Source organism: Candidatus Leptovillus gracilis (assembly GCA_016716065.1).
In the GTDB taxonomy this organism is placed as follows: domain Bacteria; phylum Chloroflexota; class Anaerolineae; order Promineifilales; family Promineifilaceae; genus Leptovillus; species Leptovillus gracilis.
Genome location: JADJXA010000002.1, coordinates 792,763 through 816,767 on the forward strand (window position 1 = coordinate 792,763; position 24,005 = coordinate 816,767).

Here is a 24,005-nt window from a genome sequence, read left to right on the forward strand (position 1 = left end):
TTGTCCGTTTACGACCTCAGAATATCTGTTCGTCGGCGACGAATTTAGCCAGAGCCATCGTGCCGATAAAACCTAACGCGGCCAGCCCAATAGCCACATCAATGTAAATGCTGTCGCGGTTAATCAGCGCCAATAAGACCAGAATGGCCAAGAATAGTGTACCACCAGGTCTACAGCGATCAAGCGGTCCACCACGTTTTCACCGCGCCAGACGCGCCAGACGGCCAGGGCAATCAGCACGATGTGGATGAGCAGCGAGAGGTAAACGCTTAATAATAAGATGTTTGTCAGCATCATTGCCTTTGGGTCCTATGGGAAAATCTTGTCTAGAAGATCTTTGCGCTGTTTTTGGGCAGCGGACACGGCCGTTTCCGCCTGCGACACGTCTAACGCATGGGTGTACATCACGCCATTGTCGTCAATTTCCACTACCATCTCCCCCGGCGTCAGGGTGATGGCATGGGCGCTGAGGGCTGTGCCCAATTCAGTCCGGCAGCCAGATGGGATGGCGATGATGCCTTGTTGGATGGGCAGTTTGGGGTCCAGTACGATGCGCGCTACCTGTACGCCGCTAACCAGCAACTCCCAGGCCAGCACCAGGACGTATTGTGCCAGGGCGGTAACGGCCGTTAGCCCGCGCATCCCCTCTCTATCCTGGCCGCGCAGCCGCAGCAACAACACAACCCCCACTGCCAATAACCCACCCACCAGCACGTTACTCAACTGGTATCTGGACGTTAAAGTCAGGTAGACGATTGTCAAAAACAAAACAGTGCGTCCCAAATAAGCCATCGTTAACCTCCCAATACGGCGCGAATGTAGATGGACGGATCGGCGATTGCCGCGCTGGCGGCCTGGGCTACGGCCACCAGTGGTTCAGCCCACACACCCAAGATGACGATCATGGTTAGCAGCAGCGCCGGGGCGATGAGCCGGTCGCCGGTGGGTTTGGTGGTAATGCCTTCTGCCGGGGCGAGCCACCAGATGCGCTGGAAGGCGCGCATGGTGTACACCAGGGTAAACATACTGGTGAGACCAATCAGCAGCAGGGTCCACATGCCTTCGGCGGCAATGCCGCTGGTGAACAGCAGGGCTTTGCTTACAAAGCCGTTGGTGGGGGGGATGCCAGCCAGGGCCAGGCTGCCCATAAAGAAGAGGATGCCGGCAGCGGGTAACGGCCGTCCGACCCCCGTCACCACGGCAAAAGCGGCCGATTTTACCGACGCCCGGCTGGCGACATAGCCGGCCAGCATCAGCATGGCTGCTTTAATCAGGCTGTGGTTGAAGGCAAAGACGATGGCCGCCGCTATGGATAAGTTGGTTCCCCAACCAATGCCCACCAGGATGAAACCGACCTGGGCCAGGGTGGAGTAGGCCAACATACGTTTGACGTTGTGGGTCCCCAACGCCGAAAGGCCGCCAAATATCACCCCGACCACGCCGGCCACCAGCAGTACGGCCTGAATGAGCGGCGCCTGGGCCACAAACAGCAGGGTGGTCATGCGCAAGAAGCCATAAACGCCCAGTTTCACCACCACCGATGATAACATGGCGCTGACGGCCGTTGGCGCAGCGGTGTGGAAATCGGGCTGCCAGAAGTGGAAGGGAAACACGGCGCTTTTGATCATGAAGGCAGCCAACAGAAAGGCGATGCCTGGCCACAGCAGCGGTCGGCCGCTGTTGACGGCCACCCGCGCCGCCATATCGGCCATGTTTAATGTGCCGTAGGAAACATACAGGCTGCCAATTGCCAGCAGCATAAAAAAGGCGGCGAGCAGGCTGATGTAGAAATACTTGTAGGCGGCTTCCGTGCCATATTTGTCGTCGGAGACGGCCGTTAACACCGTGCCGGAAATCACCAACAACTCGGCAAAGACGTACATGTTAAACAAATCGCCGGTCATCATCGCCCCGCTAAGACCGGTGGTCAGCGTGAGGAAAAGGGGGAAAAAAGTGGGATAAGTCACCACTTTGTCCTGGCTGCCCATCGCATAGACGATGCCCGTCACCATCACCAGTTGGGTCATGAACACAAACACGGCCGCGAGTAAATCGCCCACCAGGGCAATGCCAAAGGGGGCTGCCCAGCCGCCAGATTGGTAGACGATGGGCTGCCCAGTTTGCCAGACGGTTAACAGCAGCGCCAAGCTGGCCGCCAGAGATGTGAGCATCGCCCCCAACGTCCAATACGCTTGCAACGGCCGTTGCTTACGCAGCAGCAGCCCTATCATTGCCCCCATCAGGGGAATCACCACCGGCAGCAGCGCCAGATTTGCTATCACGAACAAGCTACCACTACCCTCCGCAATTGACAATTGATAATTGACAATTGACTATTGACCATTTTAGTTCTTCAACCCGTTCACTTCATCTAGATCGGCCGTCTGATAACGGGCCGAGATGATGTACAACATCGCCAGTACAAATGCCGTGCCACCCATGCTGATGACGATGGCCGTCAGGATCAGGGCCTGGGGCAGGGCGTCGCTGCGGAGGCCAACGGCCGTTGTGTAGGCGGCGGCCGTCCCTTCATATGCGCCGGTACTCAACAAAAACAGGTTTACCGCATTGGCCAGAATCATCAAGCCAATGACCGAACGAATGACGTTGCGCCGCAGCATCTGGAAGACGCCGATGGCAAATAATAAACCAACCGCTAAAGCTGTGAGAAATTCCATGTGTCACCTTGAGCCGTGAGCCGTAAGTCGTGAGCCGTAAGTCGTTCATCGTCCACTGAACACTATCCACGTCCGTCAGTCCCCTCGCTCCCCTCTGGGTGTCCCAATGAGTTCAGCATTCGCGCCGCGCTGCCCAAAACGGCCAGACAAATAGACACTTCAAACAAAAACGAGGTGCTGACGTGGAAACCGGACGGCAAAATGGTCCAACCGGCCGTGAAATCAACATTACCCAGAAAATCACCGGTGTAGATAGCCGCCACGCCGCCCGTCACCATGGCCAACAAGATGCCAGCGCCGACAAATGTGGTTGCCCGCAGCCAGTGCAGGCGGCGGTGGGTCTCTTCGTAACCAAAAACCAGATACCATAGGGCCACCGCTAGACTAATGATGACCCCGGCCGTAAAACCATCGCCTGGCTGATCGTGGCCGTACATGATGTGGGTGATGGCTAACACCAACGCCAATGGCAGCATTGCGTAGGCCGGCGCGCGTATAAAGGCCGATGTACGCAGGCCGCTAATGCCATAGGTGATGCGCTTCTGCGCTTTGAGTGACGGTGATTTGTCTTTCGCGTGGTTGTCGCCGTGCTTTTGCGCGGCGAAACGCAGCAAGGTATAGATGCCTAAACCGGCCATGCCAAACACCGAAATCTCTATCAAGGTATCCAGCGCCCGGAAATCCACCACAATCGCGCCCACGATATCGCTGGCGCCGGTCATGGTTTTGGCGTTGGCTGCGTAATAAGGGGTCACAACGCTTGCTCGTGGCTGTTCCAGTAAGGCGCTCAGGGTGATAAGCATCACCACCAGGCCTACCGCCCCGGCGATGACTGCGTCCCGGACAATGGACCAGCGCGAATGGCGTAAAATGGCCGCCACTTCCTGCGCTTTGCGGCGCTGGCGGCGGGGCAGGCGCGCCAGGGCCAGCACCAATATCACGACGGCCAAAATGTCTACCACAATTTGCACCAGGGCTACGTCGGGGGCTGGTTCCAGCACAAACAACAGGGCCATGCTTAATCCGGCGGCGTTAAAGGCCAAAATGGCGTGGAAATCACGCACCAAAATGACGGACATTAATGACGCGCCAACAACCAGGAGTAAGGCGAACAGGCGCAAAATGACGATTTCGCCGCTGAAATCGAGGCTGGGCCAGGAGGCGAGCGGGATGACGTGGAAATTTTGCCAGCTAAAGCCAACGACCAATACAACAGTGGCGCTCAGCATAATGAGGAGATACGGCCGTATCCGTCCCTGTTGCAGCCGCGTCGCCCATTGGCTGGCGGTGTCTATGGCCCGCAGCACCGCGGCATACAACCCATTAAACGACAGCGTGGGCAAGATGGCCTGCTGCCAGGCGCGAATCGGTCGTCGGAAAACAAAAATGACCGTGCCCAGAGAAATCGCCACCAGCGACAACATTAATTCCACCGTCAGGCCGTGAAACAAAACGGTGGAGACTTTGACTTTTGTGCCAAAGGCGGCCTGGGCTGCTCCGGCCAGGAACGCGGCCTCATCTTTAGGGCCGGGCAAAATGCTCAGAATCAGCGACAGGGCGGCCGGAATGCCGGGGGCCAGCCACATAGGCCAGGGGGCTTCGTGGGCGTGGATGGTTGTATCTTTCGGCCGGCCCAAAAATGTCTCCCAAATCAACAACCCCGCCTGCGCCAACATCAGCGCTCCGGCCAACACCGCGCTCCAGCGAATCAGCCCGGCCACCAACGGCGGCATATTGGTGATGGTGACCAGCAGCGTCTCTTTTGCCAAGAAACCAAACAAGGGCGGCAAGCCGGCCATTGACAGCGCCGCCAGCGTGCCGATGGCAAAGGTATAGGGCATGGCCTTGTGCAGCCCGCCCAGGCGGCGAATATCCCGTGTGCCCGTCTCATGGTCTACAATCCCGGCCACCAGGAAGAGGGCGCTCTTGTAAAATGCGTGGGCCACAATGCCAATCACCAGCGCTTTATACGCTTCCGGCACATCCTGGCCGATGAGCATCATTAAGACCCCCAACTGGCTGACGGTGGAATAAGCCAGCAGCGCCTTGAGATCGTGCTGTTTCAGGCCCAGGTAAGCCCCGACCAACATGGTGATCCCACCAAAAATAGTCAGCAGCCAGAACCAGGCATCGGTGAAGCCCAGGGCAGGGTTCATGCGGGCCATCAGGTAGATGCCAGCCTTGACCATGGTTGCCGAATGGAGGTAGGCGCTGGCCGGGGTGGGGGCGCTCATGGCTCCCGGCAGCCAGATGTGCGCCGGCCATTGGGCGCTCTTGGTGAACGCGCCAAAGGCGACCAGAGCCAGCATCACCGGGTAATAATCGTGGCTGCGCAGCACGTCGCCGCTGTTGAGAATGGTGGCAAATTCGGTGCTGCCGGCGCCATAGCTGACAAACAGCAGTCCGGCCAGCAGGGCGATGCCGCCGCCGCCGGTGATGAACAAGGCGCGGAACGCGCCATAGCGGGCTTCTTCGTCATATGTTTTGTAGGCCACCAGCAGATAGGAGAGGATGCTGGTCCCTTCCCAAAAGATGAACAGCGTCAGCACATCTCCGGCCATGACGATTCCCAGCATGGAGACCATGAACAGCAGCAAATAGCTCAGAAAACGCCAGGCGCCCTGGTCGCCTTTGAAGTATTGGCCGGTGTACATGACAATCACCGCGCCAATAAGGGTGATTAACCCGCCAAAGAGCAGGCTGAGGCTGTCTACGTAAAAGCCGAGGCGCAGATCGAGTGAGGGCAGCCAGGTCCACTGCCAGGTGAAGAGGATGCCCTGGTTGGCCTGGGGCACGCGCTGGAGCAGCAGGAGCATGGCGGTCAGGGGAGCCAGGGTCAGCAGCCAGCTTAGTCGGGTGACGTTGAACCGGCGGTTGAGGTTGGGTAATCCAAACGCGGCAGCAATGAGAGCAGCCGCGCCAATGATGAGAAGCGGTAAGGGTAATGTTGGATCGGTCATGTGCTTGTTTGTGTTGTGAACGGCCGTTTTCTAATTTTGCCTGACAAACGCCAGGATTGTAAGATATTTGCACACGTTTTGCCAATGTATCGGCAGCGTTAACTGGGCTGTTTATACAAGCGCTCATTTTGGCTGTTCCGGTGTTCAGTGTTCAGTAAGGGCTGCTTCTGGTAAACACCCACTGAACACTTCCACTAATTCCGCCGGAACCAAAACCAGGCCGAGGCCCACGGCGGCCGATTTTCCACCTGAGTTGTACCGCGCACGATTTTATCCAGGGTGAAATGGTCGCCAAACAGATGATGGACGGTTTCTTCATAGACGCCGCGTCCTGGCACTTCGACGCTATCGCTGCGAATGTGGGCAAACAGCAGATACAGCCCACCGGGGCGCAGCAGACGATAGACTTCGTCGCGGTATTGGCGCAGCCCGGCTTCGTCGAGGGAATGCATACAGCCGACGTCCAGGGCAAAGTCGTAGGGAGCCGATAAAAAATGTAAGTTGGTCACTTTGCCCAGATGAAATTGAGCGCGGTCGGCGACGCTGGACTGCTCGGCGCGGGCCAGCGCCCTGGCGACAGCCAGGGGAATGAAGTCTACGCCGTCTACCGTCCAACCACGACGCGCCAGATAGATGCTGGAACGGCCGTAGCCACATCCTAAGTCCAGCGCCCGCCCTGGCGGTAATGTATCGGCCATCTCAATGACTTCCGGCGGGGGCAGTTCGTCGTCCCAGGGAACCCGGCCTTCTGCGTACCGTTCCGCTAACCGATTGTATACTTCATCCTCAGCCATTCGCCACTCCTTTGTTTCGCGGTTCCTCACCTGCCTTGTGTGTGCCAATTGCTCTGCCACATGTGTAAGTTTAGCACGGGTACGGCCGTTTCTCTACCGATCATCCCCCACCTTTGTTACAATGGCGGCATGGAAACAAAACCCAATGCCCCACTCATCGTCGGCTTTGTGGCCGACCTGATGTTTACCCCGCGAATCGCCAACGTGGCCCGCCATTTAGGTTATACCATCGTATGGATTCCTGATGTGGCCGCTGTGGCTGGGGATACGGCCGTTACCACCCCTGAATCACCCGGCGAGCAGTTACACGGCCAGACCGGCCAGCTATTTGCCCAGATCACCGCCTGGCAGCCCGCCTTGCTGCTCTTTGACCTGAACAACACGGCGATTCCCTGGCAGCGCTGGATAGCCGCCCTCAAATCTTCGCCGGCGACGCGCCGCCTGCCCATTTTGTGTTTTGGCTCACATATGGATGTGTCGGCCACACAAACAGCCCGCAGCGCCGGGGCAGATGCGGTGGTGGCCCGTTCCCAGTTTACCAGCGACATGGCGGGGTTGTTTGCCAAATACGGCCGTGTCCCCAACGCCACCGCCCTGGCCGAAACCTGCGCCCAACCCCTGCCCGATCTGGCCCGTTCAGGCATTGCCCTCTTCAATGCTGGCGCATACTACCAATGCCACGACGACCTGGAAGAAGTCTGGCGGCAGGACGACACGCCTGGCCGTGATTTGTACCAGGGCATTTTGCAGGTGGGCATTGCGTTGTATCAGGTGCAGCGGGGGAATTATCGCGGCGCAGTGAAGATGCTGCTGCGGGTACGCCAATGGTTAGAGCCGCTGCCAGACATCTGTCGCGGTGTCAACGTCGCCCGGCTGCGGCAAAATGCCGACGCCTACCATCAGGCTGTCGTTCAATTAGGCCCGGAACGCCTGGGCGACTTTGATTGGGGTCTGGTGGAGCCGGTGGAATTGGTGGCTGGCTAAGTAATCGTCTGGGAACATCTTCCTGTTTTTTAGATTGGACCAATCTCCAAGATTGGTCCAATCTTGCGTATCGAAATATGGCAGACGGATTTCGCTTTACGGCTGCTGCCGGGTGCGAACCCGATTGATCCATTTGACGCTTTCGACGGCGATAAAGACTATCGTACTCAAGGCCAGACTGATCGCCAGGTCGCGGGGTGACAGAGCGACGGTGCGGAAAATACCTTGCAGCGGCGGCAAATAGACAAGCGCCATTTGCAGCAGGAATGTAGAGGTGACCGCCACGACCATTGTGCGGTTGGCAAAAAAGCCAATGCTAAAGACCGAATCTACGTTGGAGCGGATCGCCAGGGCGTTGCCCATTTGCGCCAGTGTCAGCGTGGTAAACACCATCGTTTGCCAGGTATCGCCTTCTGGCAGCGACACGCCGGGTATGTAGTAAAAGAAGCCGGTTATCAGCGAAACCAACCCCATCAAGAGACCAACCCAGATAATTTGCCAGCCCAGACCATGCCCAAAAATGCTTTCTTTGGGGTCGAAGGGCGGCCGTTCCATCACGCCACGTTCTGCCTTTTCTACGGCCAATGCCAGGCCGGGCAGCCCGTCTGTTACCAGATTGATCCACAAGATTTGCAGCGGAACCAATGGCAGGGGCATGCCCAAGAAAGGGGCCGCCAACATGACGATCAGTTCGCCGGTGTTACTAGACAGCGTGTATTTAATAAATTTACGGATATTGTCGAAAATGACCCGGCCTTCTTCCACGGCCGCGACAATGGTGGCAAAATTATCGTCCAGCAGCACCATATCGGACGCTTCTTTGGAGACATCGGTGCCGGTAATGCCCATAGCCACGCCGATTTCCGACTTTTTGAGGGCCGGTGCGTCGTTGACGCCATCACCGACCATCGCCACAATCTCGCCCCGATCCTGGAGCGCATTGACAATGTTTAACTTGTGTTCCGGCGAAACGCGCGCATAGACGGACACATCTCCCACCACATCTTCCAACTGCTGCAAGCTCATCTGCGTCAACTGCTTGCCCGTCAGGTATTTCCCGTTATGAGCGATGTCCAGACCTTCGGCGATGTTGAGGGCGGTCAGGGGATGGTCGCCGGTGATCATCACCGGTCGGATACCAGCTTTGCGCGCAACCTGCACGGCCGCTTTCACTTCTGGGCGCGGCGGGTCTATCATCGCCACCAGACCGACGAAGATCATCTCGTTTTCGATCTCGTCTTCTTTGACATAGTCTGGCGTGTCTAATGGACGAAACGCGACGCCCAGAACCCGCTGGCCTTGTTGGGCAAAGCGGGTGTTGGCCGCCAGGATGCGCTCGCGCACGTCGTCATCAATGGGCACAATGGTAGCGCCCTCACCTTCCCACAAGTGGGTGCTCACTTCCAGCAAGCTGTCTACACCGCCTTTGGCGAAGGCGATATAGGGCGATGGGAATTCAATGCCTGTGCCGGAAGCGAAGGTCCCGGTGATTTGATGGATGGTTGTCATCCGCTTGCGCTCAGAGGTGAAGGGCACTTCGCCCACACGCGGCCATGTCGCTTCCAATTCTTCTTTGGTATAGCCCATTTGCGCCGCGGCCACGACCAGCGCGCCTTCGGTGGGATCGCCGATGGTCCGTTCGATGCCATCTTCCTGCTGCAAGACCGCATCGTTGCATAAAGCGCCAGCTTTGATCAGCAGGCTGAGGGTGCGGTTGGTTGGTGGGGCGTGGGGGTCAATTCGGCGTGGAGGATGGCGCCGCGCTTGTCAATGAGGGCTTCTAGTTCCTGGGTGTGTCCGGCGACGTCGAACATGGTGACGGTCATGCGGTTTTGGGTGAGGGTGCCGGTTTTGTCGGAGCAGATGACGGTGACGGAGCCGAGGGTTTCTACGGCCGGCAGCTTGCGGATGAGGGCGTTGCGTTTCAACATGCGCTGCGAACCGAGGGCCAGCGTAACGGAGACGACGGCCGGCAGACCTTCGGGCACTACAGCCACGGCCATGCTGATGGCGGTGAGGACCAGGACGCTCCACGATTCGCCGCGCAGCAGCCCCAGGGCAATGACGACGGCGATGATCACCAATGAGGCCCACCCCAGCGTGATCCCCAACCGCCCCAGGCGGCGCTGCAGCGGTGTTTGTTCCTGGTCAACGCCCTGAATGAGGTCGGCGATAGCGCCCAGGTTGGTATTCATGCCGGTGGTGGTGATAACGGCCGTACCCCGCCCGTAAGAAATCACCGTACCCATAAATATCATGTTGCGCTGGTCGCCCAGAACCAGGTCTTTCTGGGACAAGGCAGAGGTGATTTTTTCCACCGCTTCCGATTCGCCGGTGAGGGCAGCCTCTTCTATTCTAAGGTTGGCGCTGCTGATGAGACGGCCGTCGGCCGGGACCAGGTTGCCAGCTTCCAACAATACAATGTCGCCTGGAACCAGCTCCCGCGCTGAAATTTCCACAATATGGTCGTCGCGCCGCGCTTTGACGGTGGGCACAGCCAGCTTCTTCAGAGCGGCTACGGCTTGTTCAGCCCGGTATTCCTGCGAAAAACCGATGACAGCGTTCAGCACCACAATCGCCATGATCACGATAACGTCGGGATATTCGCGCAGAACCAGGGAGACGATGGCCGCAATGAAGAGGATCACCACCATGGCGTCTTTAAACTGATCGAGCAAAATCAGCCAGGGGCTTTTTGTGCCCCGGTCTATTAACTCATTCAGTCCATACTTCTCCAGACGTTGTTTGGCTTCGCTGGAAGACAGCCCCGCTTGCTCTGAAGTTTGTAATTCCTGAATCACATCTTCCGGTTCTAGTGTGTACCAATTGCTCATAAGTGAACCTATGCGTCCTACCTGTTTTGTGGGGTTGTGGGTCTGGTGTGCCATGTGTTACCGGTACTTCAGGTAACAATGAGAAATAAGTATATCAATAAGTTTTATTGTGACCATAGGGGCTGTTGTTCACGGCCGTTTAAGAGCAGGTATAATCTGGCACATCAATTTTCGGAGGCAAGCAAAACCGTATGACCAATGTGTATATTCCTGAACGGGCTATGTTTATTTATGCCCATCCCGACGACATTGAGTTTGGCGTGGCCGGCACGGCCGCGTTATGGGCCAAACATGGCTGTGAGGTGACTTACGTGGTGCTGACTGATGGCAATGTGGGCAGCCATGATGACGACATGACGGCCGAAAAACTGGCCGAAATTCGCCGCGCCGAGCAAACCGCTGCGGCCAATGTGGTTGGCGCAGCTTGCCTGTTTCTGGGCGAACATGATGGCCTGCTGCAGCCCACTTTGGAGCTGCGCAAAAAATTGGTGCGCCTGATCCGCCAATACCGGCCAAACGTGGTGGTCTGCGGCGATCCAACAGTTTATTTCCCCAGCGACGATTATATCAACCATCCCGACCATCGCGCCGCCGGCCAGTTGGCCATCGACGCCGTGTTCCCGGCGGCCGAAATGCACCTGCTTTACCCGGACCTGGACGCGGAAGGTTTGCCGCCGCACAAAGTCAATTACGTGTATGTCTCCTGGCCGTCGCAAAAACCGAACTATTTTGTAGACATCAGCGAGACGCTGGAACTAAAGATTGCCGCGTTGCAGCAGCATGTCAGCCAGTTGGGCGATTGGGACCCCAGCCCGCGCCTCAAGGAATGGAGCGCTGAAACGGGTAAGCGGGTGGGCTTCCGCCACGCGGAAAGTTACTTCCGCATTTCCTTGAAGCCGATTGAGGAACCGGCGGCGGAGGCGGGGGAGTAGAGGGTTGGCGGCCTGTAGTCACTATTCAGTGTTCAGTGGTCACTGTTCAGCTGCCTACTGAACACTGCCTACTGAACACTGAACAGTAACTCCTTTAAAACGGCCAGATTAGCGGGACCAGCAGCAAGGTGAAGAGCAGGAAGATGATCGCCAGAGGCAGGCCGTTTTTGAAGAAATCTTTGAAGGCGTAGCCACCTGGCGACATGACCATCAGGTTGGTGGTGGAGGCGATGGGCGTCAGGAAGGCGGTGGACGCCCCAATCGCCACCGTCATCATCAATGGGTAGGGGGAGACGCCCAGGCTGAGGGCGGCGGTGAGGACAATGGGGGCAATGAGTACGGCCGTTGCCGTGTTGCTGATCATCTGGCTAAATCCGGTCGTCAGCAAAAAGACGCCGGCCAACAAGGCCAGGTTGCTCCAACTGCCCAACGTGGTTACCAGCAGGTTGGCGGCCATGTCTGCGCCGCCGGTAATTTGCAGGGCGGTGGACATGGGGATCATGCTGGCGATGAGGACCACGCTTTGCCAGTTGATGGCCCGGTAGGCGTGGTTTGGCGTCAGGCAGCCGCCTAAAATCATGATCACGGCCGTTACCAACACCGCCATCACCGTCGGCAAAACGCCGGAGACCATCAGCCCCACCATCAACCCCAGGGACAGCGTGGCAATCACCGCCTGCCGATTTAGCTCCACAATCTGGCGCGACATCGCCTCCGGCTGGCCCACCACCACAAAGTTGCGGCTCTCGTTACGCAGCAGTTCAATATCTTCCCAACGGCCGCGCACCAACAGTGCATCACCAAACGCCAACCGGGTTCCCTGGCGCGTCACCAGCTTGTTTTCGCGGCGAATGCTAATGACCTGGACGCCATATTTTTGGCTGAAGCGGCTCTCGTGCAGGTCTTGCCCGATGTAAGCCGACCGCGATGGGATAAGCACCTCAGCCACGCCAATACCGTGCGAGACCAGGATGTCGGCCAACTCTGTTTCGGCCACGTCAATCTCTTCGACGGTTAGCTGATGTTCTGTGACAACGGCCTGCACCTCTTCTGGCGTACCTTTGACCAGCAGTACATCGTTGGCGCGGAGCTGGGTAGCGGCCGTCGGAATTTCGGCCGTCTGCAGCTGCTCCACCGCCCGCTGTACCTGGCGGCGAGTCGCTTCTGCCGGGCTGAGAAACGGCCGTTTCCCAGCCTCCCCACGCTCAATGCGCAGCACAGAAATGTTATACTCTTGCCCCAGCGCTGCTTCGGCCAACGTCTTGCCCGCCAACGGCGAAGCCAACGATACGCGCAGCCGGTACAGCTTGCCTTGCAGGGCAAACACATCACCGATGGCTTCCACAGACGCCTGAACGTCTACCGGTTGTTCTTCGCTCTCCCGGCGTGGCAAGGCGCGCTGGCCGATGACCACCATGTAGATCACAGTTATAGCCAGCAGCGGCAGGCCAACCAGGGCAAATTCAAAGTAGCCAAACGGCTTCAACCCCTGTCTGGTCAGCAAATCGGCGACGATGATGTTGGGTGGCGTGCCGGTCAGCGTCAGCAGGCCACCGGCGTTGGCGGCGAAGGCCAGGGGGATCAGGTATTTAGACGGCACGCTTTTCACGCTCCACGCAATGGCGATAACCGCCGGCAGCAGCGCCGCCACCGTGCCGGTATTGCTGATGAAAGCGGAGAGCAGCGCCGCGCCCAGCATCACCACCACCAGCAGGCGGCGCGGACTGTCACCGGCAAGCGCCAAAATCTGCTGGCTGACCCAGGCGGTAACGCCGGAGCGCGAAAGCCCTTCACCGACGACAAACAGGGCGGCAATCATGATCACGGCCGAATCGGCAAAACCGGCCAGCGCCTGTTCGGTATTGATGATGCGCAGCAGATAGAGCGCCAGCAGCGACAACAGCGCCACTACGTCGGAGCGGATTTTGTCCCAGATAAACAAGGCAATGGTCACTGCGAGAATGATAAAAGTTGCAATCATAGGGCTTATGATAGCCGGTTTACACATGTGACTCAAGCAAAACGGCCGTACCAAAAGGTTGCCTGCGCCTGAAAAACAGTTAAAATTAGAACATGAGTGCTAATATTCAACTACCGACAACCACCCAGGACTTCTATACCCAGGCCGATGAAATGTGGGAGGGAGCCAATGCGTATCAGGAGGAGATGGTCTACCTCTCTCCGGCGCAATTACCGCGCTCGCGGCAGATAGATGTGATGGCTGTTGGCGGTTTTCTGGTTTTGCTGATTATGTTCTATAGTGTACTCGTTCAGCCCCGCACGGCCGTCTCCACCCCCAACCGCGCCATCCCCCAAAGCCAGGCAACGGCCGTGCCCGTGCAGCCCCAACCCCAGCCCAAACCCGAACTCAGTGGCGACGCCACAGTTGTGGTGGCCCCTTACGCCAACTATCAGATTACCCAGGGGCTGCATGGCTATTCTTACGGCCATATGGCTATTGATCTGGCCGCCGGGCGTGGCGAGCCGGTTTTGTCACCTATCAACGGCGTGGTATCGGCGCTCTACACCGATGAATATGGCAATCCTACTCTGGAGATTGAAAACGAGGTGTATGTGGTTTTGCTGCTGCATGGCGATTACAGCGTACAGATTGGCGACGAGCTGAAGGCCGGTCAGGTTGTTGGCGTGGAAAGCAATAAGGGCTACACCATGGATATGCAGGGCAATCTCTGTTACAACCGCGAATGGTGCGGCAACCACACCCATCTCAACGTCTACGACAAACGCATCCGTTCCAACGTCAACCCGTTCGATTTGATCAATTAGCCAAATGTAACTGACAAGTTGACAGGGTGACAATTGACAAGATGACATCTGACAGGGTGGCAATCGCCAATCCCTCGGCAAGTTCAGGACCAATCGTCAATCGCCAATTGTCAATCGTTTCCTGACTCACTCCCGCCGCCAAAAAACAAACCCCACCCCGGCAATCAACACCAGACCCAACGCCAGAGCCATCGCCCCAATGCCGAGGACCTGACCCAGGTCTTCGGTGTTGTTGCTGGGCACGGCCGTTGGCGTGGCTGTAGGCTGCGCCGAGGGCGTGAAGGTGGCTGATGGGGCGGGGGTGGTGGCAACGGCCGTTGCCATCACCGGCGTCATCGTCAGCGTAGGTTCACTGGTCGGCGTGGGCAGCGGCGTCGGCGAGACAATATACAACCCCTGTCCCACCGCCAGCAGGCTGTTCTCCGTGATGTTGTTGAAAGCCAACAACTGTTCGACCGTCAGTCCGTAACGCAGCGAAATACCCCAAAGCGTATCACCGCTTTTTACAATGTGCGCCAACTGCGGCGTTGGCGTTGGCGGTGGGGCTTCCCCCGGCAGCAGCCGGATTTTAATCTCATCCCCCGGTTGCAGCGTGTCATCCTGCTGCATATTGTTCAGCCACAACAGTTCCCCCAGGTCCAGGTGATACCAGGCGGCAATCGTCCAGGCCGAATCGCCGGGGCGCACCTTATGCGTGGCCGGCGGTGTTGGCGTTGGGGGTGGTTCCTGCCCTTCGGCCAGCCGAATGAGTAGTTCGTCGCCGGGATGCAGGGAAGAGCTTTCGCTGAGGTTGTTGTAGAGCATGATGTCGGCGATGGTCACTTCGTAGCGGGCGGCGATGGCCCATAGGGTGTGCCCTTCGCCGACCGTATGCCAGATGGAGCCATCTTCGCGCGGCGCGTTGACCTCAATGGGAGCCACAAACAACGGGGCGTTGGGGTAAGCCACCTCTTCCTGCCGGTTGGCGGCGGTCAGCGCCGCGCCATCCGGTTGGCCCACTACCAGGACATAAAAATTCTGGTCGTGACCCTGAGCGAAGCCGACACCGGCCTGGGTGTAGCGCGTGGAAATCATCGTATTGAAATGGGAGGCGCTGTTGCGCCACCAGGTAACGCCTTGCTGCGGCGTGAGTTTGGTGCCGCCGACGATGTTTTCATTGACAAAGCCGGGGTAGCCGACGGCGTTGGCGCGGGTTTGCGGCGAGGAACCGCCGGCGCCGGTGTGGCTGTAAACGGCCGTTTGCCCCATCCAATTGGCGTGGTTTTGCGCCGCCGCCGCCAGGGTGGGATTGTATTCAAACGGTGGCAGGCCATACGAGGCGCGCAGGGCATTCACCAGCGTTAAAATGTCGCCAGTGGGGGATTGGGCAGATACGGCCGTTTCTTGGATGTGGCTCCCCGCGCCTAAAATAAGTGCAGATAATAGGATCGCCAGGATTATTCGACGTAACATGGCGGCAACTATAACAACAATGCGCCGCCTTACCAAAAATTGAGAACTGCTGATTGGAATGGCTGGAGACTGTAAGGATGCGGGCGATGGCGTATAATAGTCTGGACCCTGGCGTTTAGTTTGCTGTTCGTTGGGCGCGATTTTGGCAAATCGCACAACCGCCAGGTGATTTCTCGAAACCTGTTCTCGGAGATGAGGATGCGCGGACATTTTATCTCAGGGCCGGCCGCGTTGTTGGTGCTGCTTTTCTTCTTTTTACCCTGGGTCACTGTGTCTTGCAGTGGGCAGCCCCTTGGCCAGTTTACCGGCTATGATCTCGCCGTTGGCGCGCCGCTGTTTGTGGGGACTGACGCGGTGGGTGTGCCGTCGTTGCCCGCTCTGCCCGGCGACCGATTTTTGTTTGTGGTTCCTGGGGTGGCGCTGCTGACTTTGCTCTGGGTGGGCTTGGCCTTTGCCAGACAGCCGTGGGCGCGGCTATTGGGTTTGGGGGTGGTGTTAACGGCCGTTTCCGGTTTGGCGCTGTTGGCCTGGCGCTGGGCCATCTTGCGCCTCACGATCACGCCGCTGATGACGGTTGTTTATGAGCCGGGTTTGTGGCTGACGATGGGCGGGTTGGTCGGCATCCTCCTCGGTGGCGTTGTGTCTATTGTCCGTCCGCGCCAGGCAACGGCCGCGGACCTGGACGCCGAGCCACAGCCCACAGTCACCCTGCCCCCGCTGGAAATAGCCCTCAACCCAACGCCTGATCTATCACCGGAGCCAGCAACGGCCGTTGCCGATTTCCCACCCGTACCACCGGGCAGCCCAGCCAGCGAACAAACCGAACTGATTGCCGCCGTGCCAGAAACGCTGGCCTGGCTGGTCATCCGCGACGGCGACCAGGCCGGTTCGCAGTACCGCCTGTTCGCCAAAACTTTGATTGGCCGCCATCCCACCAATGATGTCGCCCTGCCGGACAGCGCCATGTCGTCTGTTCATGCGGTTATCACCTGGGAAAACGGCCGTTTTACCCTCAACGACTTGCAAAGCACGAATGGCGTTTATGTAAAGGAAGTGGGTGATTATAGCTGGCGGCGGGTGAATACGGCCGTCTTGAATAACAATATGCAGATCAAACTGGGGCGCACCGTCTTCCACATGCTGGTCATTGCCGCGCCGTAGGTTGAATCAGTAATCAGTGGGCGTTGCCGCTATAAATACACACTGAGCACTGAACACTGAATACCGAACACCCTGGACAGGTTAATAAATTTTATGTCTATACAAACAAACAATTACGATCCCCGCCTGGTTGGCGCTGTGACCGACCAGGGACCAACCCGCGTGGGCAACCAGGATGCCCTGTGGGTTCCAGACCGGGCCACGCCAACCGGGTTGGGCGCACTGTATGTTGTGGCCGACGGCGTTGGCGGGCAGGAACATGGGGCGGAGGCGGCGCGCATGGTAACGGCCGTCTTATCCGATGTCTTCTATCGTTCCAGACAGCAAGGCCATCCGGTTGCCGCCGCGCTGAAGGAGGCTGTGGAACAGGCCAACCAGGCTGTCTTTGATGACGCTGCCAGCCGCGACGCCAAAATGGGGGCTACCGTGGTGGCCGCCGTCGTAGACGCCGGGCAGGTCACGGTGGCCCACGTCGGCGATGCGCGCGCCTATCTGGTGGACGGGCGCAAGCTGCGGCCGTTAACCCGCGACGATACTTGGGTGCAGAATCAGGTAGACGCCGGCCTGCTCGCGCCAGAAATGGCCGAAAAACATGAGTTTCGTAATGTGGTCACGCAGGCATTGGGCAACCGGGAAGAGGTAAACGTCCACATCACCCAGCCCCAGTCATTTGGTCCAGACGCCACCCTTTTGCTTTGTTCCGATGGTTTGTATGACGTGGTGACGCCAGAAAGCCTGTACGATTTGCTGACGCAGGGTGATGCGCCGCCGGCAGCCGCCAGGGCGTTGGTGCAGGCAGCCATCACCGCCCAGGCCAGCGACAATATAACGGCCGTTGTTGTTCAGGCCGCGCTGACCGATTCGGTCTCACCCGCCGCGGCCGCTGGGCGTTCCGTGCCGCTTTGGCTGCTCATCCTCATTGTCGTAGTGGTGGTCGCTGTGGTCGCCGGGCTGTTTGGCGTTTGGTGGACGACCCGCCCGTCGGCGGCGAGCGGCGGCGACGACGCGCCGGTTGTTTTGCCCACAGACAGCGCGGCGGAACAGGAAACGGCCGTGCCCTCCATTACCCCCTTACCCACCGCCACCGTGGCCGCCACAGACACCCCTGCGCCCACCCCCTCGCCCACGCCAGAACCGTCGGCGACGCCCCTGCCGGCCGAGCCAGAAGCGTGCATCATCACCCCTGGGCTGTTGTTTGTCTGGCCGGATGCGGCGATGGCCGCCGGTGGCTGCGAAACGGCCGTTGCCCAGTACAGCTTCGTCAGCGGCGACCGCGTTATGCTGATCGGCGATGGACCGCGCAGCCTGCCTGTCCCCGGCCAGTGCAGCCTCGCCGATGAGTTTGTCCAGGTCCAATCCGCCGCCGATCCGCTGGTGGTGGGCTGGGTATTTTTAGACCAGGTCCAACAGCTAGAGCCAGGGCAGGCCTGCCCGGATCCTTAGGAACCAGGATTAAATGACCCCCGCAACCTCAGGGCGTCATGCCTGCGAAGGCAGGCATCCACTCCTGCAAAACATGGATTCCCGCCTTCGCGGGAATGACGAGTCTCGCACTTAATTGAACTTTCGTTCCTTAGCGCGACAGCGAAACCCTCGCGGTTTTTAGGACGGCATCATGACATCAGACCCCAAACAACTCATTGGGCAGAAAATTGGTCAATATGAAGTGACCAGCCACATCGCCCGCGGCGGCATGGCCGACGTTTACCAGGCGTTCGACGTGCAGTTGCAGCGCAAAGTAGCCCTGAAGGTGATGTTGGCCCAGCTTTCGGCCGATTCGCAGTTTGTCGAACGCTTCCGGCGCGAAGCGCAGACTGTCGCCCGGCTGGAACATCCCAACATCATTCAGGTGTTTGGCATTGGGCTGACGCCGGACCAACGGCCGTATATCGCCATGCCATTTATTGAGGGTGGATCGCTGCGGGAAACGTTGGAGCTGCTCAAAAAGCGGGGCAGCTTGCTGCCCACCACGCAGGCGCTGGCGATTGTGCGCCAGATGGCCGACGCGCTGCGGGTGGCCCACGCCGCCGACATTATCCACCGCGACATCAAGCCCAGCAATATCTTGCTGCGCCCAGATGGCACGCCCATGTTGGTAGACCTGGGCATCGCCGCCGTGCAGAGCGCCCCCAAGCTGACGCAAACCGGCACGCTCATCGGCACGCCCAGTTACATGTCGCCAGAGCAGGCGCGTGGCGAACGACTAGACGGCCGTTCCGACCTCTACTCCCTGGGCGTCATTTTGTATGAGATGCTGGCCGGGCGACGGCCGTTTGAAGCCGAAGACCCATTGGCCGTGCTGCACAAACATGTCTACGAAGAGCCAATTCCCCTGGAACAAATTCGCCAGGACCTGACGCCCCACACCCGTTACGTGGTGCAGGCCGCCATGCAGAAAACCCCCATGCACCGCTTCCAAACGGCCGCCGATATGATCAATGCCATAGACCAGGCCATTGAGGCCGAGGGTGGACCGGGGCGCATCTCCACATCGGGCGCGTGGCGGCCAGGGCCGATGGCCCAGTACACCATCAGCCCGGCCAACCTGGCGCCGCCCGGCTGGCCGCCAGGCACCGAGCCGACTGTGCCGCGCGCCGCCGGTAGCCGCAAAGGAGCGCTGATTGGCCTGGTAGTGGTCATTTTGCTGCTGCTGCTGGGCGGTGGCGGCTATGCGGCGCTGCGTGTGCGGGGCGGGTTGGCAGCTGCGGCTACGCCCACGCCCACGCCCACCACCGCCATCATCGTCGTGGAAAACACGCCCGCTTCGCCCACAGTACCGCCAGAAACGCCGCTGCCCGTCGTGACGCTGCCCAGCGCCACGCTGCCCAGCGCCACGCTGTCGCCAACGCCCGACCCCGCCGCGAACCCCACCTTCACGCCCCAGCCCACAGAAACACCTGACCCCGGTCCGGAGCGGCTGACAATCGGCTACTCGGCCGGGAATCGGCCGATTGAAGTGGTGCGCATGGGCGGCGGTCCGCAGGCCATTGTGATGATTGGCGGCTTGCATGCCGGGGCCGTACCCGGCAGTGTGACCCTGGCCGAGACGGCCGTCACTCATTTTTCGGCCAATCTGGCCGAAATACCGCCGGAAGCCACGTTGTATATCATCCTGAACGCCAATCCAGACAGTCCGCCGGCGGTAGGGGAGCTAGACGGCCGTCTCAACGCCAATCGTGTAGACCTGAACCGCAACTGGGACTGCCGCTGGGTCAAAGACGCCACCTTCCGCGGCAGCACCGTGCCCGGGCTGGGCGGCCCGGCCGCCTTCTCCGAGCCAGAAACGAGGGCATTGGCCGAGTTTATACAGACGGTGGATGCGCGGGCTGTGGTTTTTTGGGAAGCCAGAACCACCAATGGACTGTCCTCTCCCGGCGCGTGCGATGGGCCAAGCCAGGTGTCTGTACCCCTGGCTCAGTCATACGGCATCGCCGCCGGTTATCCCATCGCCGATTTTGAGAATCTGACCAATCAGACTCTTAATGGTGACGGCACAAACTGGCTAGACGGCCAGGGTATCCCGGCCATTGCCGTCATTTTGCCGGATTATGTGACGGTGGATTGGCGCGACAATCTGGCCGGGATTCGCGCCGTCTTGCGCGATTTTGGCCGTTGATGTCGGGCTGTATTCTGCGGTTGTCGGGCGATTTGGAAAATCGCCCAGTAAACGATTTGGAAAATCGTTCTACACATTGATGGATGACATATGAAGCGATCTGGTTTGTTTGCTGGCGTTTGGCTGGTTGTGGTTTTGTTGTTCCTATCGGGCTGCCAACCGGCAGAAATTTTGCTGCCAACGCCAATGGCGACGGCCGTGTTGTTGGGCACGTTTACTCCCCAGCCCACGCCCACCTATACCCTTATTCCCACAGTGACGGAGACGGCCGTGCCCACCAGTACGCCGGTGCTGCAACGGCCGTCGCCCACGCCATTCCCCACCGACACGCCGCCGGCGACGGCCACCACCCCGGCCAACGCCATCACCCAAACGATTGGCTTTTCCACTCAAGGGCGGCCCATCGTAGCGTATCAATTCAAAAACGGACCCAACCACGTTGTTTTTGTCGGTGGGATACACGGCGGGTATGAATGGAATACTATCCTGTTGGCATACGAGGCCATTGACTATTTTCGGGTTAACCTGGATCGCATTCCCGACGCCGTCACGCTGCACATCATCCCTTCGGCTAACCCGGACGGGCAGTTTTTGGTGACAGGACGCGAGGGGCGATTTGCGCCAAGCCATGTCTCCGGTGATACGTTTCCCGGCCGGCTCAACGGCAACGCTGTGGATCTGAACCGTAATTGGGATTGTCAGTGGCAGCAGTGGGCTTTGTGGCGTGACCAAAGGGTAAGCGGTGGGAGTGAACCGTTTTCTGAGCCAGAGACCATTGCCCTGCGCGATTATTTGCTGGCGCTGCAGCCCAAAGGGGTCATTTTTTGGCACAGCGCCCTCAATGCGGCCATCGCCTCCGGCTGCCCCACCACCTATCAGCCATCCTATGACCTGGCGACTGTTTATGGCTTAGCCAGCGGCTACCCGATTATTGAGGCATTTACCAGTTATGCCATCACCGGCGACGCCAGTGATTGGTTAACTACGCAAGGCATCCCAGCCATAACGGTCGAGTTGATCAACCACGACGATACCGATTGGCCGCAAAATCTGGCGGGCATGTTGGCGGTGTTGTTTTATGACAACAAATAAATCTACAAGCTGTGCCTGCGCCCGGCCTAAACTGCCGGGTCCGTAAGACCGCCGAGGTATGCCAACGGGGAGCCGCTTTCAGACAACTTCTTGTACTTGATAAGGTGACAAGGTGACATCTGGCAAGGTGACAAAAATGCCAGATTATGCAATGGTCATAGGTTAGTCAGACTCATCAAGTTAAGGACATCGCGTCGCATTGTCATTCTGAGCGGAGTCTTCGGAGCGAAGAATCCCTATTGGTATACGGGAAAGGGATTCTTCCTCGAAGACTCGTCAGAATGACAACGATTCTACTAACCCTTGACCATTACAAAAAATGCCAGATTACAACCTTTGCTTCAGCAGTAATTCCAATTATGGAACTGGTGCGCTGTTGACACCGGTTGAAACCGACGTCTGAGAGACACAAAACCCGTTAATACGGGTTGGGAGTGTCGCCTCAACGTGCTTCAGCACGTTTTTTGTCTCAGTCTGGGAATTCATTCCTTAGCCCATTGGCTACAAGTTAAGTTTTTTTGATCTTTGTCAAGGCGCAAAATTGGCACGGAAACACCGCGAAACGCTATAGCCCCGTTTACGGGGCGTTGTTTTTTAGCCTGGAGCTTTAGCTCCAGGCGCAACGGATAGCCGCCGGTGACCAACGCTAAAGCGCCGGTCTACAAAACAACGCCGGGTAAACCCGGCTTTTACGGCCCGCGCTCGTTGACAATTGTCTTTGACATGCCTGGGATTTGCTTAACTTGTAACCAATGTCCTTAGCCTGGGAATTCATTCCCAGAACAAGGCTTGAAGAGTTGGGTAGTCTGGAGATAATTGGCAGCATGAACTTTGTTACTCTGGAAAACGTCGGCAAGCAGTACAGCGAGCGCGTCTTGCTGGAAAACGCCAATTTACTCATTAACGATGGCGACCGCATTGGTCTGATTGGTCCTAATGGCAGCGGCAAAACCACGCTGCTGCGTCTGATTGCTGGCGTGGAAGCGCCAGACGCCGGGCAGATCACCGTTTGGGGTCATGTGGGCGTGCAATTCCTGCCCCAAGACCCGCAGCTAGACCCATCCCTGACAGTGCTGGAGACGGTGTTTCACAGCGACGCGCCGTTGATGCGCGTGCTGCGTGACTATGAGGCGGCCAATGAGCGGCTGCAAGGAAATCCGACTGACGCCGGATTGCAGGCGGCCTTTGCTGAGGCAACGGCCGTGATGGACCGCAGCAATGGTTGGGCGGCCGAAGCCGAAGCCAAAACGATTCTGACAAAATTAGGCGTCACCCAATTTGCTGCGCCGGTCGCCACTCTCAGCGGCGGGCAGCATAAGCGCGTCGCCCTGGCCCATGCCCTCATCACCCCGGCCGATCTGCTGATTCTGGATGAACCGACCAACCACATAGACGCCGAGGCTATCGCCTGGCTGGAAGAGTACCTGAAAAATCGCCCCGGCGCGCTGCTGATGGTGACCCACGACCGCTATTTTCTGGACCGGGTGGTCAACCGTATCCTGGACCTGGACCGGCGGCAGTTGGTGAGCTATGGGGGAAATTACGGCCGTTACCTGGAACTCGCCACTGTCCGCCATGAACAACTGGCCGCCACCGAAAAAAAGCGGCAGGCGCTGCTGCGCCGCGAATTAGACTGGCTCAGCCGCAGCCCGGCGGCCCGCAGCACCAAGCAAAAAGCGCGCATCCAGCGCGTCCAGGAAATGCAAACCCTGCGCCACGACCGGCGTGAGGCGCAAGTGGCCATCTCGCTGGCCGGCCGCCGCCTGGGCAAGCGCGTCCTGGAAGCGCGCGGCCTCAGCAAAGCGTTTGGCAGCCTGGCGCTGTTTGCCGGTCTCGATTTTGAACTGGTCCCCGGCGACCGTGTGGGCGTTTTAGGACCCAATGGCGCCGGCAAAAGTACCCTGCTCAACATCCTGGCCGGCAAGCTGCCGCCAGACAGCGGCACAGTGACCTGGGGCGAAACGGTGGAACTGGGGTATTACGACCAGTTGAGCGCCGGTCTGCGCGACGATCAGCGTGTGTTTGATACCATTGCCGACGCTGCGCCGCTGGTTAAAAACGCCGAAGGATTTCGTATAGACGCGGCGCAAATGTTGGAGTGGTTTCTGTTCAGCCGCGCCGACCAGCAGACGTATGTCGGCAGCCTGAGCGGTGGGGAGCGGCGGCGGCTCTATTTGCTGCTGACGCTGGTGCGCCAGCCCAACGTGCTGTTTCTCGACGAGCCGACCAACGACCTGGACATTGAAACGCTGGCGGTGTTGGAGCAGTTTTTGGACTATTTTCAGGGCTGTCTGGTGGTGGTGAGCCACGACCGTTATTTTTTGGATCGCAATGTGGATTTCCTGGCCAGCTTTGAGGATGGCGTGTTGGGCACGCGCTACCCAACGCCGTATGAGACGTACCGGCGGCTGCTGAACGAACAACGGGGAACGACGAGCGAGGAACGGCCAGTGCGGAGCGGCCCGCCGCCGGCCGCGCGCCACGCTCCGCCTGTTGTCCGCAAATTGACGTGGAAGGAGAAGCAGGAGTTAACGGCCGTTGAGACCCAGATTCCTCTGCTCGAAGCCCAGATCGCCCAACTGGAGGCGGCCATCAACCAGGTTGGGGGGGATTATGCCCGCCTGCAAACCTTGTCGGACGAGTTAACGGCCGTGCGCGCCGCCCTGGAAATCGCCGAGACCCGCTGGTTGGAACTCTCGGAAACCGGAAGGTAGT

Annotated in this window: 17 protein-coding genes and 1 pseudogene; 8 read left to right on the forward strand and 10 right to left on the reverse strand. The window is 58.7% G+C overall.

Translation table 11 applies throughout. From position 1 onward, the window contains the following. Positions 1-16: 16 nt before the first annotated feature. The 7 genes from IPM39_07875 to IPM39_07905 all read right to left on the reverse strand — a co-directional run bounded on the left by IPM39_07875 (position 17) and on the right by IPM39_07905 (position 6,432). Entirely contained in the window at positions 17-151 is a 135-nt protein-coding gene (locus tag IPM39_07875; GenBank protein ID MBK8985986.1) for an MrpF/PhaF family protein, read from the reverse strand. Further along, entirely contained in the window at positions 124-297 is a 174-nt protein-coding gene (locus IPM39_07880; GenBank protein ID MBK8985987.1) for a hypothetical protein, read from the reverse strand. The genes IPM39_07875 and IPM39_07880 overlap by 28 nt, the downstream gene beginning before the upstream one ends. Before the next feature lie 12 nt (positions 298-309). Next, positions 310-792, reverse strand: a complete 483-nt coding sequence (locus IPM39_07885) for a Na+/H+ antiporter subunit E (protein ID MBK8985988.1) — start codon at positions 790-792, stop codon at positions 310-312. Positions 793-794: 2 nt separating this feature from the next. Next, positions 795-2,288, reverse strand: coding sequence for a hypothetical protein (locus IPM39_07890; protein ID MBK8985989.1), 1,494 nt, complete (start codon positions 2,286-2,288; stop codon positions 795-797). A gap of 57 nt (positions 2,289-2,345) precedes the next feature. After that, positions 2,346-2,678, reverse strand: a complete 333-nt coding sequence (locus tag IPM39_07895) for an NADH-quinone oxidoreductase subunit K (GenBank protein ID MBK8985990.1) — start codon at positions 2,676-2,678, stop codon at positions 2,346-2,348. A gap of 62 nt (positions 2,679-2,740) precedes the next feature. Beyond that, positions 2,741-5,638 (reverse strand): DUF4040 domain-containing protein, encoded by a 2,898-nt coding sequence (locus IPM39_07900; protein ID MBK8985991.1) that lies wholly within the window; start codon positions 5,636-5,638, stop codon positions 2,741-2,743. Positions 5,639-5,832: 194 nt separating this feature from the next. Further along, positions 5,833-6,432, reverse strand: a complete 600-nt coding sequence (locus IPM39_07905; GenBank protein ID MBK8985992.1) for a class I SAM-dependent methyltransferase — start codon at positions 6,430-6,432, stop codon at positions 5,833-5,835. A gap of 60 nt (positions 6,433-6,492) precedes the next feature. On the opposite strand from IPM39_07905, the gene IPM39_07910 reads away from it, so the two are divergent. Continuing rightward, positions 6,493-7,416: a DUF309 domain-containing protein gene (locus IPM39_07910; protein ID MBK8985993.1), complete on the forward strand. Its 924-nt coding sequence runs from the start codon at positions 6,493-6,495 to the stop codon at positions 7,414-7,416. A gap of 96 nt (positions 7,417-7,512) precedes the next feature. Here IPM39_07910 and IPM39_07915 read toward each other — a convergent pair. Beyond that, positions 7,513-10,250 (reverse strand): annotated as a pseudogene (locus IPM39_07915) (cation-translocating P-type ATPase). A 221-nt stretch (positions 10,251-10,471) separates the two neighbouring features. Between IPM39_07915 and IPM39_07920 the strand changes: the two are divergent. Next, positions 10,472-11,182: a PIG-L family deacetylase gene (locus tag IPM39_07920; protein ID MBK8985994.1), complete on the forward strand. Its 711-nt coding sequence runs from the start codon at positions 10,472-10,474 to the stop codon at positions 11,180-11,182. A gap of 94 nt (positions 11,183-11,276) precedes the next feature. Here IPM39_07920 and IPM39_07925 read toward each other — a convergent pair whose 3' ends face one another. After that, positions 11,277-13,163, reverse strand: coding sequence for an SLC13 family permease (locus IPM39_07925; protein MBK8985995.1), 1,887 nt, complete (start codon positions 13,161-13,163; stop codon positions 11,277-11,279). Between the two features lie 92 nt (positions 13,164-13,255). On the opposite strand from IPM39_07925, the gene IPM39_07930 reads away from it, so the two are divergent. Then, positions 13,256-13,969, forward strand: a complete 714-nt coding sequence (locus IPM39_07930; GenBank protein ID MBK8985996.1) for a M23 family metallopeptidase — start codon at positions 13,256-13,258, stop codon at positions 13,967-13,969. A gap of 126 nt (positions 13,970-14,095) precedes the next feature. Here the strand turns inward: IPM39_07930 and IPM39_07935 are convergent, their stop codons facing one another. After that, positions 14,096-15,421 (reverse strand): LysM peptidoglycan-binding domain-containing protein, encoded by a 1,326-nt coding sequence (locus IPM39_07935; GenBank protein ID MBK8985997.1) that lies wholly within the window; start codon positions 15,419-15,421, stop codon positions 14,096-14,098. 198 nt (positions 15,422-15,619) lie between these two features. On the opposite strand from IPM39_07935, the gene IPM39_07940 reads away from it, so the two are divergent. The 5 genes from IPM39_07940 to IPM39_07960 all read left to right on the forward strand — a co-directional run bounded on the left by IPM39_07940 (position 15,620) and on the right by IPM39_07960 (position 24,004). Beyond that, positions 15,620-16,582, forward strand: coding sequence for an FHA domain-containing protein (locus tag IPM39_07940; protein ID MBK8985998.1), 963 nt, complete (start codon positions 15,620-15,622; stop codon positions 16,580-16,582). 93 nt (positions 16,583-16,675) lie between these two features. Next, positions 16,676-18,025: a serine/threonine-protein phosphatase gene (locus tag IPM39_07945; protein MBK8985999.1), complete on the forward strand. Its 1,350-nt coding sequence runs from the start codon at positions 16,676-16,678 to the stop codon at positions 18,023-18,025. 172 nt (positions 18,026-18,197) lie between these two features. Then, positions 18,198-20,198 carry a protein kinase gene (locus IPM39_07950; GenBank protein ID MBK8986000.1) on the forward strand — a complete coding sequence of 667 codons (2,001 nt, stop codon included), beginning with the start codon at positions 18,198-18,200 and terminating at the stop codon, positions 20,196-20,198. Positions 20,199-20,288: 90 nt separating this feature from the next. Beyond that, entirely contained in the window at positions 20,289-21,290 is a 1,002-nt protein-coding gene (locus IPM39_07955; GenBank protein MBK8986001.1) for a hypothetical protein, read from the forward strand. An 824-nt stretch (positions 21,291-22,114) separates the two neighbouring features. Beyond that, positions 22,115-24,004 (forward strand): ABC-F family ATP-binding cassette domain-containing protein, encoded by a 1,890-nt coding sequence (locus IPM39_07960; protein ID MBK8986002.1) that lies wholly within the window; start codon positions 22,115-22,117, stop codon positions 24,002-24,004. Position 24,005 lies beyond the last annotated feature (1 nt).